Origin of the sequence: Ktedonospora formicarum, assembly GCF_016587355.1 — a bacterium.
GTDB lineage: Bacteria > Chloroflexota > Ktedonobacteria > Ktedonobacterales > Ktedonobacteraceae > Ktedonobacter > Ktedonobacter formicarum.
The window spans coordinates 204,227-219,380 of sequence record NZ_BNJF01000008.1; the positions used below are offsets into that span (position 1 = coordinate 204,227).

Genomic DNA, 15,154 nt, shown 5'->3' on the forward strand with positions numbered 1-15,154 from the left:
CCGCCATTAAAGAGCATCAGTCCAGGGGCACTCGCACCGCGCAAGAACCACAGGAGGCAACACCTTCCTATGGACCACAGCACACACCGCATCGCACCTCTGCCAGTACGCGTTGCTCCACAACCCTGAGAAGATCTGCATTCCTTCCTCCCTCGGACCGCCAAGCAGATGTAGTACGAACACGTCAATCAGGTCACTCGCACCTCCAATGAGCCCGTTCCACATTGCCTCTTCTCGGGTCTCGCTCGCGGGCTCTCGCGAGCTGACCATCGCTTCCTTGGCGATCTTCTTTTGCGAGCGTGAGGAGGCCATTTACCAGATGACCCTTCATCGGTTCTGGGCCCCATTTGAACACCTTGAACACTTTCCCGTTCTCACGCGTTCCCTCTTGGCGCTCTAGCCGTACTGCGTATCTCAAATCTAAAACAGCACCTCTCCACGATCCTATCGAACGCCCGCAGCGCGCAACGAGATCTTCACCGCGCCTTTTTCCATCCGCTTTCCGATGTGGCCAAAGAGGCCTTGGCTCTCGTCTCACACGCGTATCAGCACTACTAACCAACCTCTTCGGTACAAACCCTTGAGCACCGCATCCAACAACACCTCGACGCCTGCAATATTACCTTCCCCTCTTCTCCGTGACGGCTCAATAATCTAATGACTATCAGATAATCCGGCAACAGAAGGTGAAGCAAAGAACACCGTTCAGGAACCTCAAAGACACCTTTTCTGGGATTCTCCCACACATTCCTTTCCTACAAAGCGCCAAGTAGGATCCCGCCAATCGTGTCTTTCTTCCCACCATTGCTGTCTTTAGGCCCATCCCCCCATTGCACCTCTCGCACGCAAAGAAGCGGAGCAGCCAGTTCCGCCATCAGAAAGCGTGAAATACATTGGAGGGCAAAGACACGTTTGGTGGGAATTCTGTAGGGAAAGGGCACCTTTTCTGGGGGGCAAAGACAGCAATGGTGGGAGTTTTCACACGAGGTGAGCTGCATCAAAGACAGCAATTATGATATCCTACACTCTTGACATAGGAGATCGTTCTCCTCTCTATGGCCTCCTCTTCTTTAGCATTTTCTGCCAATTGGCCTACTTTCTTTTTATCAACAACACCCCTTAAAATGCTCTTCAATTTATTCCTGAAGTTGACAATACCGGTAGAACCGTAAGTGTGTATAGCAATAATAGCTGATGTTGTCTTATGGAATAAGGTGATACTAGTACGTAGCTAAACCGCCGTTGAGGAAATTTGTAACACAGATAAGGTGAGTTTCTTGCTCCTATGCAGTAGTAGTATCAAATATTGGAAGGAGAGAATAAGTGTCCCCTAACAAACTATGTATCATTTTGTTAGGAGCATTGCTCCTTAGCGCTCTTGCATTCTCTCTTGGCGTGACACCTTTTGCCTTCTCCCAAAGTTTGGGTAGATCTCAAGGAGTGTTACAACCATCGGATGTTGGCACGAACTCATCTGAATATAATAATACCTATAACATGGCATACAATTCGGCCATCGAGGGCTGCATACGATTTAGGGCTAAATTGCGGGTCTATAATCCAAAACCCGGCTTTATGGAAGGTTTCCAGGCAGGTCTGAGTAGCCCCGCTTGTGCTAATCTCTAAAAAAGAGCATGAAATAGCATTTTTACGGTATGAGAGGTACCTCCCTTCCCTGGCGCATCGCCTTTCTTGCATTCATCTTACCATCTAATCTATTCCCCACAACCCTCTAGACTATAAGAATTGGACTGACCTCACCAGAAGCTCAAGAAAAGCCCATTGCCACTCTCAAGGGCTGTGTTGCAAAAGAAAGCTGATCTGTCAGAATGGTGAGAAAAGAAGAAAAAGAGGATCAATCATGGCGGAGCAGCACCCATTCAAATGGCGTCACTTCCAAGCCGAGATCATTTTACTGAGCGTGCGTTGGTAGTTGCGGTACGCGCTCAGCTATCGGGATCTGGAGGAGATGATGCGGGAACGGGGTCTCCAGGTAGATCACTCCACGGTCTATCGATGGGTGCAGTGCGACGCTCCTGAGTTGGAGAAGCGCTGTCGGCCTCATCTGGCGGGCACCAATGACTCCTGGCGGGTCGATGAGACCTATGTCAAGGTGAAGGGCGTGTGGATGTACCTGTACCGCGCACTGGATTCTCAGGGAAACACGCTAGAGTTCCATCTGAGCGCCACTCGCGATACTCAGGCAGCCAAGAGTTTTTTCCTGAAAACCCTTGGGGCCTCCCACGCGGTGACTCCTCGCGTGATCACGATGGACAAAAACGCAGCATATCCCAAAGCTCTTCAGGAAATACAAACAACAAGGGGTCTGCCAGAGACGTGCGAACTTCGCCAGTGCAAATATCTCAATAACTTGATTGAACAAGATCACCGGTTCATCAAACGGCTGGTCAAACCTGGATTGGGCTTCTTTTCGTTTCAAACAGCATGGAGAACATTACAGGGATATGAAGTGATGAATATGATAAGAAAAGGACAAATGCAAGGAGTGCGCAAAGGAGACGGCTTAGGGCAAGCGACATTCATTGCGGAATTATTCGGAGTGACCATTTAAAACACAGCAGCACAATGGTGAAGCCCCGAAGCCCCATCCTTTGTGCTCCCCCTCTCCATTTTTGCAACACAGCCATCTTAAGCACCTACACCGGCTTGCCAACACCTCTCGCTTCTGCTATACTCACCCGCGTTGGGATGTTGGGATGTTGGGGAATGTCTGTTGGGAAGAGGAAACCGATGCCAAAGCCAGCCGCACATGTTCTCACCTGGTCTGCCGAACACCAGTGCTATCTTCTGCAGACCCTTGACCATCCTCCACAATCTATCCTCCCAGGAGACGAAGGTACCTGGCAGATCTGGCTAATGACCCATTCCTCTTTTTCCTTTCAAGGACAACAGGGGCGTCTCAATGTGTTCAAAGAGGACCGGCCTCGCGGGCAGGGCTACTGGTATGCGTATCACACCAGCTCCGGTCAAACCAGCAAGCGCTATCTCGGACCAGGTGCACGCGTCTCCCTCGCCCGTTTAGAGGAGATTGCGCAGAGCGTAAAACGTGACAAACGTGACAAGCGAGAGCAGGCGGTGAGTTCTCTGCACCTGGTTCCTCCCCCCGTTTCCAGGCATACAACGCAGGGAGGCATTGCGGGCCCTTCCAGCATGGTCTTCTCTGCTGCTGAGTTCAAGGATCCCGACATGATGGTGATGACCAGACTCTCCCCTCCACATCTGCCCGCCACGCTCGTTGTCCGGAAGCGCCTCCTCTCGGCTCTGGATGCCGCTATTTCTCGTCCTTTGACCTTGCTCTCGGCATCTGCGGGCTGGGGTAAGACTACGCTGCTCACAGCCTGGGTACAACGACAGCAAGATCCTGTCGCCTGGCTCTCTCTCGAAGCACTGGATAACGACCCAATACGCTTTTGGACCTCGCTGATCGCAGCCCTACGCAGATGCTGGCCAGAGATTGGGAAGAATGCGCTCACCCTGCTGCAACAGGAATCTCTTTCTCTTGGTATCACGGCGCTCCTCAACGAATTGACTGACAGAAATGCGCAGACCTCACGCATCCTGCTGATCCTGGATGATTATCATGTGATCAATATGCCCGCTATCCACGCCTCCCTCACCTTCTTTTTGGAGCATCTACCTCCTCGTGTGCATCTCTTGCTCGCCAGTCGCGTCGATCCAGAACTTCCCCTCCCCCGTCTTCATTTGCGCGGCCAGGTGAGCGAAATTCGTGATAGCGATCTGCGCTTTACCCTGGAAGAGACGCAACGTTTTCTCACCCAGAGCATGGGGCTCGTCCTCTCAAAAGCGAATATTGCCTTGCTGCAAACGCGCATTGAGGGCTGGATCGCAGGCCTCCAGCTCGCAGCCCTGGTGCTCCAAAAACAGGCGGACCCCTCCGCCTATGTGTCCACCTTGAGTGGTAGCTACCGCTTTTTGTTGGATTATATGCGGGACGAGATTCTGGTGGAACTGCCCCAACCACTGCAAGACTTCTTGCTGCAAACTAGCGGGCTGAGCCGCTTGAATGCCTCACTTTGTGACGCGGTCACGAGAAGAAATGATAGTGAGTTTGTGCTGGAACAAGTGATGCGTGCCAATCTCTTTCTACAAGCTCTACCGGGAGAACAACCGTGGTATCGCTATCACGCGTTGTGGGCGCAGGCATTACAGCACGAAGCCCGGCGTCGCCTGGGAGTGGGAACCATGCATGTACTGAGTCGTCAAGCCAGTCAATGGTATGAGCAACACCATCTGCTCCCCGAAGCGATTGAAGCCGCGCTGGCTGGGGAAGATTATGGTCGTGTTGCAAGGCTTGTTGAGCGTTTTGTCACCCCGCAGAGCTTTCGCAACGCGTACCATACCCTGTCTCGTTGGCTGAGACAATTGCCTGAGGAGATCTTGCGAACTCGGCCAGAGTTATGTTTTCAGTCTAGCCTCGCATTAACGTTTACGACCGATCGACGTTCACCTGCTACCTGGGAACAGGTCGAGCGGCTTCTTCAGTGGGCAAAGCAGGGCTTTGAGGCAACAGCGCAATGGGAACACCTTGGGGAAGCGCTCCAACTCCATGCCGACCTTGCGTACTTTCAAGAAGATTTGCCCCGCATGTTTGCGTTAAGCCAGCAGGTTCAACCAAGGCTTCCAGAGGACAGTTTTATGTATCCTGATGTGCTTTTGTTGCGGGGACTTGCGGCAAGGCTTTCAGGCGAGGTAAACAGAGCCTGGCAGTACTTTCTCGAAGGATATCGGAGAGAAAAAAACCTCAACGATCATGCTGGATCATTGGGGGCGTCCCTCTGTTTGGGAGAGGTCTGCCTAGAAAAAGGCGAGTTGCGCAGGGCCTCCCACTACTACCAGCAGGCCCTTGCCCACATGCATGAGGATCAGGAGTTGGCGCGAGAGCAACTGCGGCTCTCCACCGGAAGCACAGAGCCGTTCTTCGTCTCATGGGCCTATCATTGTCTTGCTCAGCTTGCATATGAGCGCAATGAGTTAGCTGATGCGCAGCATGCTCTCTCTGAGGCACAGGCTTTGCGAGAAACGCCTGCGAAAGGGGTCCATGTGCTGACATCAGGCATGCTCATCCAGGCTCGTCTGCTGCATGTTTGCAGGCAGACGGAAAAGGCTCAAGAGGTGCTCTCGCTCTGGGAAAGGCAGACGCGCTTCCCCTGGCCTTTGCGAGTGATACGCACTTGCCGAGCACGACTGCACCTGGCCAATGGAGATCTCTCTGCGGTCGAACGATGGGCACAGGAAAAGCAACAGGCTGACCAATCCCAAGCACCCGAACAGGAGCTTCCGCTCATGCTTCAGCAGGAAGAAGCGCTGCTCCTCGTGCGTTTGCATATCGCGCAACGGAGAGGGGAAACCGCCTTGAAAGCATTGGTCCCCTGGAAAGAGAAAGCCCAGGCTCAGGGACGCAAGCGCAGCGTTCTGGAAATCCAGATTCTGGAGGCCCTGGCCCACGCTGCCTGCCAGGAGCATCGCCAGGTTGCATTCTCTCTGCAAGAGGCATTGCGGCTGGCTCACCCTGAGAACTACCAACGCGTCTTTTTGGATGAAGGCCCGACGATGGAAATCCTGCTCAAAACGCTCCTGCCAGAGCTACGCGAGACATCTCTGATTTCCTATACGCGAATACTCTTACGCGCCTTTGCCCAGAAATCGGGTACACAGCTCGCAGAAGAGACATCACATGGCAAGCAAGATGCCTTGCAGCTGGAGCCGCTCAGTGAGCAGGAGCAGCGTGTTTTGTGTCTCCTGGTCGTGGGGCGCTCCAATCCAGAGATTGCCCGTGAACTGGTGATCTCGGTCAATACTGTGAAAACCCATGTTCAAAGTCTCTATCACAAACTCAATGTCCACAGCCGGATTGAAGCCAGTGAGGCGGCACGACGCCTATCTTTACTTTAATTTCCCCTTCTTTTCCCCTCACCCATTCACAATCGCCCCATCGGATGATGTCAGCTCACCCGATGGGGCTTTATACTCCAAAGAGCCTGAACGAAAGGAGGAAGCGCGGAACATCCACTATCGCATCTGTATCAAAGGACGCCTGGATCCATCCTGGCAAGAATGGTTTGAGACACTCGACATTCTTCCCGAGGTTTCAGGGAGAACCATGCTGTGTGGATCACTGGTTGATCAAGCAGCGCTCTATCGCGTTCTCCACAAAATTCACAGCCTTGGACTCGTTCTCCTCTCCCTTGAGAGAGACGAGCTTCCATCAGTCTCAGTGCTAGTGTGTCTTTCACCGATTTCTCGTACTAATTTTGCTTTTGCTGTCTCGACTGGCTTGTAAAGCAGAGCTATAAGCCTGCGATAAATTTTTGCAGAGATCCTGACCATCCCTTAATTGAAGAAGGAGCGATCATTATGATCAAGAACCATATAAACACTACTGCAGAAACGACCCATACTGTGCTTTCCAAGGATGGGACGAGAATTAGTTATCTGAGTATTGGCAGTGGGCCTGCGGTGATTATAGTGCCCGGAGCCCTTTCGTTCGCCAGCGAGTATACTGCCTTCGCTCATGTACTGGCCGAGCACTTCACTGTATATACCATCGAGCGGCGCGGGCGCGGCCTGAGCGGGCCGCAGGGCAATGATTACAGTATTACGAAAGAGAGCGAGGATGTCCGGGCTCTGCAGCGTGAGACTGGCGCGTCTTTCATTGTTGGTCACAGTTTTGGTGGACTCATCGCCTTGGAAGTTGCCCGCAACAACAGCGCCCTCACCAAAGTCGCTGTCTACGAGCCTGGCGTCTCTATTGACGGCTCTATCCCAGCGGGCTGGATACCAGGCTACGAGAAGAAACTGGCGGAGGGGAAGAAACTGGATGCTTTTGTTGAATTCATCAGAGCCCTCAATCCTCAATCTTCGGGGAAGGCACCAGCCTGGCTTCTGAAGCGGCTGTTGCCATTATTCATGGGTTCTCATGAGTTGAAGCGGAAGCTGAGTCTTCTCCATGAAAACCTGCGCGAACATAAGGAAGTGGCTCGCCTGAATAACAGCTACGAAATTTATCGGGAAATTACTGCGTGCGTTCTGCTCATGTATGGCGGCAAAGACCAGGCTACGCTGGCAGAGGGAAATATGCATCGGCTTACAGCGGTCTTCTCACGAGCTGAAGTGAGGAAATTTCCCACACTCGACCACTTCGGTATCAATGAAGGGAGTCCACGAGAAGTGGCAGAGGCCGTCAGTACCTACTTTTTGAAGAGGGAGTTATAGCGAGGTATGACGAGTACAACGGGCTAAGACGGAGGCGAGTGGAAGTCTGAACAAACGTGAGTTGCTGTCGAAGCAGAGCCTCCTCTGATGAATGAGGAGAGGACCTGAAGCATGTCTCGGGCATCAAAGCCGCGAGTTTCCTCCATGGGTCGAGGAGACACGCTTCGTCGTGGCTTCTCCTACGAGTGATGCTTCCAAGGCTTTCCTCTGTGCAAAGCCAAGATGCGAATGTGCATGTGAGTCAGTTTCATCGACTCGACTTCTTTGCACGCCTGTGATCGGCAGCAGCATTAGTGGTCACCGCGTATTGCAACGATTGACAAGGGCAGAACATCCTCTCAGCTCATTCCATTGCCTGAGGATGTTAGGATGTGTTGCAGGAAACACAGAGGGAACAAAGGGAGCATGAGTAGCCATCGCAACCATTCTTAGATTGCCGCCTCAAAGAGCTTGGCAACCAAGGAAATCAGGCTTCTCACATCCCCTTTTTCCACTCCTTGCATGTGCCCTTTTCTGAGCATATTCATGCTCTCAAATCCTTGTAATGTACGCCATGCCGTCTCAAATGAGAAAAAGCCTAACCAAGGTGGTTGTGTTGCAAGAAGTAAGCTGATCTGCGAAAGTGAGGCGAAAAAAAGAGGATCCCATGACCGAGCAGAATCCGTTCAAAGGGCGTCATTTCCAGGCTGACATCATTCTCTTGTGCGTGCGCTGGTACCTACGATACGCGCTCAGCTCTCGCGATCTGGAAGAGATGATGTCCGGGCGCGGACTCCACGTCGATCACACCACCGTGTATCGCTGGGTTCAGCGCTACACTCCCGAACTGGAAAAACGCTGTCGACCGTCCCTGAAAGCCTGCAGCGACTCCTGGAAAGTGGACGAAACCTCCATCAAGATCAAAAAAAGCCTGGACGTCTCTCTATCGCGCCGTCGATTCCGAAGGGAACACGCGAGCGTTTCTCTTGAGCTCAACCCGCGATGCCGAGGCTGCCACACGCTTTTTCTGCAAAGTGCTCCACTCCACTGCGGATGTAGCCCCTCAAGCTCATCCCAGCGAGGAACAGGGAGCGCAGCCCACGGCTCGGACGGTTCCCATTTCCATGATACGCTTCCCACGCACATTCCTACGCCCTCCTCTCTCACATCACCCTAACACATTCCGCCCGCCCTCGCCAGTTGCGTACCCTGCCCTTGGGAGCCCTACACTCGAAAGATACAAGCACTTACGGCCGCTTTCCCTATGCTAACACGTGTAGAGATCCTGAAGCAACTCTCCTTTTGTATATGCTTGATCTCCTTGAGAGAAGCAGCCACAAATGCAGATATGCGGCGAAGAAGGCCATGTGTATCATTGTGCAGAACTGAGAAGAGTAGCCTGCTCGGCTCTGCACAGACAATGGGACGCTCTGAATGGCAGTGATACAGGAGCGTTGCCACCCTCTTATGAGAACATTCTTGAAAAGTTGTGAGCCTGGTACGTAAGAGGAAGAGGGTAGGAGTGTGTACTGAGGCTGCTTAGCGGGAAATCACAGGAAAAAATGTCGGGACCAAAAAAGGAGCAAAAGGATCATGTTTAGGACGTCTAAAATGGCATGCTCTGGGGCCTGACCCACTTCCAATAGCACGTTTCTTTCCAGAAACGAACACGTCGCGCATTCGCCAGCCCGTTTCCCTCCTCCTGGTCGTGTTCTCGGCTTTACTTCCTTGCCAATCGAGCAACAATGGGAGCAAATGCTTCCATGTCGATATCGCGTACCTGGATATAGGAGAAACCGTAATAAACATGGATTTTTGCGCTTCTCCAACTGGAAACTGTATGGGGAGCGGAGGCTGGCTCATCAACCAGTCTCTGTTTGGGTGTATGAAGGATCACTCAAAATTGAGTATCAAGCGGTGACGCTCTCCAAATACACTGTGGAACTGCAAGAGGATCGCAGGCATGTCCGTGAGGTGAGCAATCCCCGCCTAGCGGATACCCCATTCAGATCGCCACAGTTAACGTTAATTGACATCAGTCCTCATGAATGGGTGTTGTACTGGCGAACGCCCTCCTATGCAGGCGACGAGGACAAAAGGCACAACAATTGCTCTTGTTTGATCTTCCTCCTCTGGAAAAAGCTGGTGGAGCTCAGGGCCCCAACCAGGAACAACGGCCACCCACGTTCCTACGTCTTCTCTCTCAATCATCTGATCAGCCAAAGAAGAAGGAGTAAGAGATGAAAGATTCTCATGCCAAAAAGCAGACATTCTTGGGTCTGAGAGCCTGTTACAAACGAACAAGCCTGTGAATCCCAATATTAAACTGGTCATTTCCAACAATTTTTCTAGTGAAGGTGGTTGTTGTGCAGATAAAGATCGTGCATCGCCTTTGGGCAGGATCCCGGCGTTATTCACCAGGATATCGAGGCGTCCGAAAGACGCGACGACCTGGTCGATCAAGCCGGCGACCTGAACAGGATTGGCCTGATCGGCTCGGAAAGGGATCGCCCGCACGCCCATCTCCTTGAGTTGACGCACAAGCGTCTCTGCCTTCGTGACCGAGGAATCACTGGTATAGCTTATCGCAACATCAGCTCCCTGCGAAGCCAGGGCACGCGCCGTTGCTGCTCCAATTCCACGTGATCCTCCGGTGACCAACGCCACCTTCCCACTCAATGTCTGTGTCATGGTTCTCTCCTCCATTTTGTTCTTGGCATGCTTTGGCCACTCCCATCATCGATGAGCAACGTTTTCCATTCCTCCAGATGTCAGAACCCGCACACCAAGGAAGTATGAAACGTCGATGGTGGGCGTCCATGCCGTCATTTTCCTTTTCACGTTCCTCATCCCTGCTCAAACATCTCTTCTGCTCCGATTGGACAGAGGCGTAATCCATCACGTCTCGCGAGCGTTTCGGCTGGTGGATGACCTCTGACTCTCGAAGTATATTGAAAGAGTAGGGGGAAAATCATGGATCGAAGGTGACATAGGAAGGCGAGAAGTGAGAATTGGCACCCTGCCTGAAAGTCACAGTGCATAGTTCGGCTTCCTTTGTCAATGTTGAACTGGCCTGGACGCTAGAAGCCAGCGGCGATCTCGCTGTAGCCAGAGATGGCTTCAAGAACAGTGAAGCCGGGCGTAGCCAGTTGGAAGCTGCTCTGGAGCTATTCGCGCAACTGGGAGATCAGATCCGGGCACAACGCCTGCATCACCAGTTGCGCCGTTGTGCACGAAAGCCCGCCAGGTCACGTTTGCCCTTCGATCTCAGCGAGCGCGAAGTGGAAGTACTGCGCCTGGTCGCTACCGGGAAAAGTAACCGCCATATTGGTGAAATGCTGGCTATCAGTGAAAGAACCGTCATCAATCATATTGCCAGCATCTTCAACAAAACGGGGGTCAATAACCGCGCTGGCGCCACAGCATTTGCCATTCGTCACAAGCTGGTGGAATAACGAGAGCGTACCAGCCTTGCTGGTAGTTTCTTACTACTCCTTCCTGTTCTGTTTCCTCCTGTTTCCGACCTCTAGAGAATAGTAGTTTTTTGCGATGTCAGCACGACTGGAGTGTTATAGATTTCTTTCAAGCTTTGCTCCTAGTCATCGATTGAGTAAGGACTATGAAACCTTGACCCAGAGTAGCGAAGCCATGATCTACATTGCCATGACTCGCTTGATGATCCGACGCTTGGCGAAAAGGTGACCTTTTCAAACAGGCAGTGAGAGAATCATGATGGCTAAGAACCTATGTCTGTTTTTGGCCATCTATTCTATCTATTTATTGCTCGCTTGCTTATATCTCGTTGCGCATTCCATGGGATGACCTGCACAATCAATCAATCCTTCAATTAATTTACCACCTGATTCTTCACGTGCCGTTTCTCACTATTGAAGATTGGGGCTACAATAGAAACACATGGTCTCAGTAAGGTATCGGAGTCCTCATCGTTGGCTCGGCAACTCCGCAATTCTGAGGACTGATCTAAGCATAAACGCTCGAACAGAAAGCACCACGCCACTATTTGCGCTGAGGTGAGACAGTGCAAGCACCGAGCGTTCTGTAGAAGGTAGAGGGGTTCTATGGACAATGAACATTTTTTTGATCTTTTCACCCATACACACGTGTATGATTTGGAACAACCACGCTCTTCTGAGGCTCCACTTCTTCCTCTGCTGGTGCCGAAATTTTCGTATACCTTACATCGTCGCCATGAAGAGGGAGCCGAGGATCCTTGCACGACTGCATCCGGCTTCATTGCGACCACGGATCACGCTGGAACCCATATCGACGCGCTCAGCCATGTAGCCGAGGACCTCTCCTTGTATGGCGGGGAAAAAGTGACTTCCCATGTCCAAACCCCGATCGGATTTACCAGGATGGGCGCGGAGACCATCGCCCCCATCCTCTGTCGGGGAGTGTTGCTTGATATCGCGGGATATCGCGGGGTCGATTGGATCAATGGGAATCAACCCGTAACCCGCCAGGAGGTAGAAGCCGTTTGCCTGCATCAGCAGGTGACGCTTCATGAGGGAGATGTCGCTCTTATCCGCACGGGAAACGGAGCCCGATGGCATGATCCATCGGGCTATCTAAACGGCGGTGGCATGCAAGCTGATGCCTCACAATGGCTCGCGGATCAGCAGATCCGAGCCGTTGGCGCAGATCATCTGACCTGGGACACGAACGTTCGCATGGATCCTGTGTATGGCATGTCCATGCCTGGTCACATCATCCTACTCGTCCGTCACGGCATTTACATCATGGAAAATCTCTTTCTTGAAGACCTGGCCAGAGACCAGGTGTACGAATTTCTGTTTGTCTGCCTACCGCTCAAAATACAAGGCGCGACTGGCTCGCCGATTCGTCCAGTGGCCATTGTACCAAGAGCATAAAAGAAAGTGGCCTTGACCCACACTTTCGTGGATCTTCCGCAACGTGAAACGTCATACGCCTTCGGCCACTGAGATGGTCTGTCGGTGTTTTTCTGACGAGAGAATATAGCATGCGATAAAGAGGGTGGACTAAGATCAGACTTATGAAATTACTCTGATCTTAGTCCACCCTCTTTATCGCTCTCTCGACCCAACTGTTGGGAAAGGCACAGTCGCGGGGATCATGTTCCAGGGCACACAGGTGTAGCCGCCCCGAGCCAGATGCTCGATCGCCTCCTCGTTGAGAAGGCTCCATTCGATCACACCACCAGTGCCGGCAGGCCGGAAAAAACGGCGCGGATGGGCGAGATTGCCGATCCGCTCCTGGGTGCGCGATCTCGGAGGCGGCAGCCCCGGGCTTGGACGCGAGACCAAGCGGCGCGAGATGGTTATAGGTGTGATTGCCAATCCAGTGGCCTTCGGCGTGGGCGCGCTCGGTGAGAGCTCTGCGGTCACAGAGCCTGTCACCGATGACGAAGAAGGTCGAGAGGATGCCGTGTCGGCAGAGAGCCGCAAGCATGAGAGTGCGTGACGTCCGGATCGGGGCCGTTGTCGAAGGTCAGATTGATGGTGGTCATTGGGTGACCGTTATCCGAAACTTACCCAAAGATGGACAAGCCATATCTGGTGTTCGGTTCCTGCTTCAACGAGCAACCTGTCTGGTTTCCCAGGTCTTACAGGATCTCCACAGGCGTACATTCCGACGTAACTCGCCGTACTAGCAATAAGTAGAGCAGATGAGTCAAGGGCATTAAATGTCTACAAATGGCAAGAAATGTTCATAGTTCAAGAAGCTATGATCACCCCTCCTCGGGAAGGGCATAGGTCATCGGCGGCGATGAGAGACGGTGGCTAGCCTCGCTTGTACCAGTCCTCTATCTCGATTTCCATTGGCAACAGCATCCGGACGACCGCGTTGTACCAGGCCACCGCTATCACGACATCCATGGTCTCGCGCACGGAGAAGTGCCTGCGCAGGGCGGACCAGGTCTCGTCGGAGACCTTGAGTGACAGGGTCACCTCGCGGGCGTAGCGGACGACGGCGCGCTCCCTTTCATCGAAGACATCCGAGGTCTCGGCATCGGCGAGCTGCTCCAGCTGCTCGCGGCGCACCCCGGCTGTGAGAGCCAAGTTCCAGTGATGGTTAAACTCGTAGCTCGCCCCGGTGACAAGTGCCACTGTCATGATGGCGAGCTCGCGCAGCCGTGCCTCAATGACGGCACCCTCCCGCATCTCGCGCGTGAAGCTCAGGAGCGGATCGAGGAGGTTTGGTATGTTGCCAAATGCCAGAAAGAAGTGTGTTTCGCCGCGCTCGCGCAGCATGCGGTCGTAGGCGGCAAGGTAGACGGCTGGATATTCATCTCGCGTTGGGTAGGGAACGCGTGCCATGATTAGTCTCCTTTCTCTGTCACGGTAAGCCCGAGGGACTTCTCGAGCGTCAGCGGCGGGTAGGTGACCTCGCAATCGAGGAAGCCCGAGCGCTGCGAGAACCAGAGCGAGCGCGGCGGCAGGCCCCGGCCTCTACGGAGCTCTTGACCGCCCGCACGTCCCAGACCACTGGCAGGTCGGCGCCGCCCATGTAGACGATCGGGGGCAGCAGCAGCTCGACGCGGTGCCCGCCTGGATCGAGCAGATAGACGTAGTAGGAATGGCTGAGGGAGTGCTTGCCCGGGCCAAACTCCACGTCCTCGCCCCAGCCGAGCTTGCCTATGATGCCACAAGCACGCAGCACGGACGGGATGTCCGACACGATATCGCCGAAATGGTGAACGGCTGGGCCGTCCCACTCCATGAAGACAATGTCGTAGGGCGTGTTCTTCATGTGCAGGAACACGCCCATCGGGTGGTCCCTCGCCGTCAGGTAATCGGCGATGCGAAAGCCGAGCGAGGTGTAGAACACGGCGGTCTTGCGAACGTTCGGCACCGTGATCTGGTAATGGTCGAAGCGACGGAACGCCGCGCCTTTGTGCATCTGCACGTGCATGCCGCACTGCGCCTGATGTGTCATCGAGGCGACGATCTCAAGCGAGGTGCCTACTGCGTCGACGGTGTGCAGGATGCGCCCTGGAAGGGCTCGTCAGCCCAGCAGCCCGTGCTGCTCGAAGGCGTGCTTGGCACGCTCCAGTGCCTCCTCGTCGTAACACGCCGGCGGGCTATGATAACTATCCGCAAACACTATACCTCGCTCGTTGTAGGCAAGCAAGCGCGACAAAAGAGCGGGTTGTTAACATAGACTGTAAATCCCAATTTACAAGATATCGATGGAAAAAGCCGGATGTGGAGTGGTTTTCTCAGACATCGAAGCATCAATTCCCATGCTTCTCGCTTCTTTCCTCTGAGCCAGACCTGCACCTGTGCGCTGCTTCGCAAGTTCTTCCACCACGGGCGATCGGTTGCCAGGAGTAACGTCTCGCCGACCACGATGCAGCTTATAGGGATCGTGTAGCGCTTGCCGCTCTTACGCCCAGTGTAGATGGGCAGCAGAAACTGGTTGCTCATCAATCTGTGCAGCGGTGAACGCAAGATCAGCTTCGGGAAGGCTTTCACTACCCTGGCGATGCGTCTTGTTCAGGGGTTCTGGCTGGGAACTATTCTTGTTTCACCAGGGCCATCTTGCCGGGTGGTGTTCTCTTCCACGATATGGCTCACTTTCTCTGCCGTGTATGGTTGTCGGGTTTTACTGTTCCATTGTCGCAGGAACGATATTTGTGTTGAGATGAAACATATTCGTCGGGTCGTAGTGCCGCTTCAATGCTGCCAGTCGCGCATACGTGGTTGGTGGATAGGCCTCATGCACTCGTTCGACTTCCTCATTGGCGAGGTAATTGGCATATGCACCGTCAGCATAGGTCCGCAGTGCCTGCCAAACGTGCTCCATGCGGACCTGACTCTGTCTGGTCTCGCTCGATCCTGATCCCGAATTGACGAGCAAGACCACCGCCTGTTTGTCACTGTAAGCAAAGGCAGTGGCATCTGTGCCCACCCGACGT

At 53.4% G+C, this 15,154-nt stretch carries 12 protein-coding genes and 4 pseudogenes; 9 read left to right on the forward strand and 7 right to left on the reverse strand.

Going from position 1 to position 15,154, the window contains the following annotated elements; genetic code table 11:
- Positions 1 to 6: 6 nt before the first annotated feature.
- Positions 7 to 312 (reverse strand): hypothetical protein, encoded by a 306-nt coding sequence (locus K3T82_RS42370; protein ID WP_220199499.1) that lies wholly within the window; start codon positions 310 to 312, stop codon positions 7 to 9.
- A 1,549-nt stretch (positions 313 to 1,861) separates the two neighbouring features.
- On the opposite strand from K3T82_RS42370, the pseudogene K3T82_RS42375 reads away from it, so the two are divergent.
- The 3 genes and pseudogenes from K3T82_RS42375 (at position 1,862) to K3T82_RS42385 (ending at position 7,254) form a co-directional block, all read left to right on the forward strand.
- Positions 1,862 to 2,572, forward strand: a pseudogene (locus K3T82_RS42375) (IS6 family transposase).
- Positions 2,573 to 2,751: 179 nt separating this feature from the next.
- Positions 2,752 to 5,934 (forward strand): winged helix-turn-helix domain-containing protein, encoded by a 3,183-nt coding sequence (locus tag K3T82_RS42380; protein WP_220199500.1) that lies wholly within the window; start codon positions 2,752 to 2,754, stop codon positions 5,932 to 5,934.
- Positions 5,935 to 6,396: 462 nt separating this feature from the next.
- Positions 6,397 to 7,254 carry an alpha/beta fold hydrolase gene (locus tag K3T82_RS42385; RefSeq protein ID WP_236031891.1) on the forward strand — a complete coding sequence of 286 codons (858 nt, stop codon included), beginning with the start codon at positions 6,397 to 6,399 and terminating at the stop codon, positions 7,252 to 7,254.
- Positions 7,255 to 7,682: 428 nt separating this feature from the next.
- On the opposite strand, the pseudogene K3T82_RS50605 reads toward K3T82_RS42385, so the two are convergent.
- Positions 7,683 to 7,841 (reverse strand): annotated as a pseudogene (locus K3T82_RS50605) (IS6 family transposase); the annotation flags it as partial.
- A gap of 59 nt (positions 7,842 to 7,900) precedes the next feature.
- Between K3T82_RS50605 and K3T82_RS42390 the strand changes: the two are divergent.
- Positions 7,901 to 8,279 (forward strand): annotated as a pseudogene (locus K3T82_RS42390) (IS6 family transposase); the annotation flags it as partial.
- A gap of 979 nt (positions 8,280 to 9,258) precedes the next feature.
- Here K3T82_RS42390 and K3T82_RS49515 read toward each other — a convergent pair.
- The gene (locus K3T82_RS49515) at positions 9,259 to 9,924 is read right to left on the reverse strand and encodes an SDR family NAD(P)-dependent oxidoreductase (RefSeq protein WP_307811377.1); all 666 of its coding nucleotides are present in this window, start codon (positions 9,922 to 9,924) and stop codon (positions 9,259 to 9,261) included.
- 320 nt (positions 9,925 to 10,244) lie between these two features.
- Here K3T82_RS49515 and K3T82_RS42400 point away from each other — a divergent pair, with 320 nt between their 5' ends.
- The 3 genes and pseudogenes from K3T82_RS42400 (at position 10,245) to K3T82_RS42410 (ending at position 12,125) form a co-directional block, all read left to right on the forward strand.
- Entirely contained in the window at positions 10,245 to 10,688 is a 444-nt protein-coding gene (locus tag K3T82_RS42400; protein ID WP_220199502.1) for a response regulator transcription factor, read from the forward strand.
- A gap of 145 nt (positions 10,689 to 10,833) precedes the next feature.
- Positions 10,834 to 10,935, forward strand: a pseudogene (locus K3T82_RS42405) (IS5/IS1182 family transposase); the annotation flags it as partial.
- Between the two features lie 377 nt (positions 10,936 to 11,312).
- Positions 11,313 to 12,125 carry a cyclase family protein gene (locus K3T82_RS42410; RefSeq protein WP_220199503.1) on the forward strand — a complete coding sequence of 271 codons (813 nt, stop codon included), beginning with the start codon at positions 11,313 to 11,315 and terminating at the stop codon, positions 12,123 to 12,125.
- A gap of 160 nt (positions 12,126 to 12,285) precedes the next feature.
- Here K3T82_RS42410 and K3T82_RS50610 read toward each other — a convergent pair whose 3' ends face one another.
- Positions 12,286 to 12,684: a polysaccharide deacetylase family protein gene (locus K3T82_RS50610; protein ID WP_220199504.1), complete on the reverse strand. Its 399-nt coding sequence runs from the start codon at positions 12,682 to 12,684 to the stop codon at positions 12,286 to 12,288.
- On the opposite strand from K3T82_RS50610, the gene K3T82_RS42420 reads away from it, so the two are divergent.
- Positions 12,683 to 12,886, forward strand: a complete 204-nt coding sequence (locus K3T82_RS42420; RefSeq protein ID WP_220199505.1) for a hypothetical protein — start codon at positions 12,683 to 12,685, stop codon at positions 12,884 to 12,886. The two genes, K3T82_RS50610 and K3T82_RS42420, sit on opposite strands and share 2 nt — an antisense overlap.
- A 130-nt stretch (positions 12,887 to 13,016) precedes the next feature.
- Here K3T82_RS42420 and K3T82_RS42425 read toward each other — a convergent pair whose 3' ends face one another.
- Together K3T82_RS42425 and K3T82_RS50615 are read right to left on the reverse strand one after the other, a co-directional pair.
- Positions 13,017 to 13,553 carry a carboxymuconolactone decarboxylase family protein gene (locus K3T82_RS42425; protein ID WP_220199506.1) on the reverse strand — a complete coding sequence of 179 codons (537 nt, stop codon included), beginning with the start codon at positions 13,551 to 13,553 and terminating at the stop codon, positions 13,017 to 13,019.
- A gap of 49 nt (positions 13,554 to 13,602) precedes the next feature.
- Entirely contained in the window at positions 13,603 to 14,172 is a 570-nt protein-coding gene (locus K3T82_RS50615) for a VOC family protein (RefSeq protein WP_420799406.1), read from the reverse strand.
- Here K3T82_RS50615 and K3T82_RS50620 point away from each other — a divergent pair.
- Positions 14,143 to 14,397, forward strand: coding sequence for a hypothetical protein (locus tag K3T82_RS50620; RefSeq protein ID WP_420799407.1), 255 nt, complete (start codon positions 14,143 to 14,145; stop codon positions 14,395 to 14,397). The two genes, K3T82_RS50615 and K3T82_RS50620, sit on opposite strands and share 30 nt — an antisense overlap.
- 444 nt (positions 14,398 to 14,841) lie before the next feature.
- Here K3T82_RS50620 and K3T82_RS42440 read toward each other — a convergent pair whose 3' ends face one another.
- Positions 14,842 to 15,147 (reverse strand): BBE domain-containing protein, encoded by a 306-nt coding sequence (locus tag K3T82_RS42440; protein WP_220199509.1) that lies wholly within the window; start codon positions 15,145 to 15,147, stop codon positions 14,842 to 14,844.
- Positions 15,148 to 15,154: the final 7 nt, after the last annotated feature.

Bases quoted from the DNA above. Each gene is read 5' to 3' on its own strand.
- K3T82_RS42370 (WP_220199499.1), bottom strand. From the start codon at position 312: ATGGCCTCCTCACGCTCGCAAAAGAAGATCGCCAAGGAAGCGATGGTC.
- K3T82_RS42380 (WP_220199500.1), top strand. From the start codon at position 2,752: ATGCCAAAGCCAGCCGCACATGTTCTCACCTGGTCTGCCGAACACCAG.
- K3T82_RS42385 (WP_236031891.1), top strand. From the start codon at position 6,397: ATGATCAAGAACCATATAAACACTACTGCAGAAACGACCCATACTGTG.
- K3T82_RS49515 (WP_307811377.1), bottom strand. From the start codon at position 9,924: ATGACACAGACATTGAGTGGGAAGGTGGCGTTGGTCACCGGAGGATCA.
- K3T82_RS42410 (WP_220199503.1), top strand. From the start codon at position 11,313: ATGGACAATGAACATTTTTTTGATCTTTTCACCCATACACACGTGTAT.
- K3T82_RS42420 (WP_220199505.1), top strand. From the start codon at position 12,683: ATGAGAGTGCGTGACGTCCGGATCGGGGCCGTTGTCGAAGGTCAGATT.
- K3T82_RS50610 (WP_220199504.1), bottom strand. From the start codon at position 12,684: ATGCTTGCGGCTCTCTGCCGACACGGCATCCTCTCGACCTTCTTCGTC.
- K3T82_RS42425 (WP_220199506.1), bottom strand. From the start codon at position 13,553: ATGGCACGCGTTCCCTACCCAACGCGAGATGAATATCCAGCCGTCTAC.
- K3T82_RS50615 (WP_420799406.1), bottom strand. From the start codon at position 14,172: ATGACACATCAGGCGCAGTGCGGCATGCACGTGCAGATGCACAAAGGC.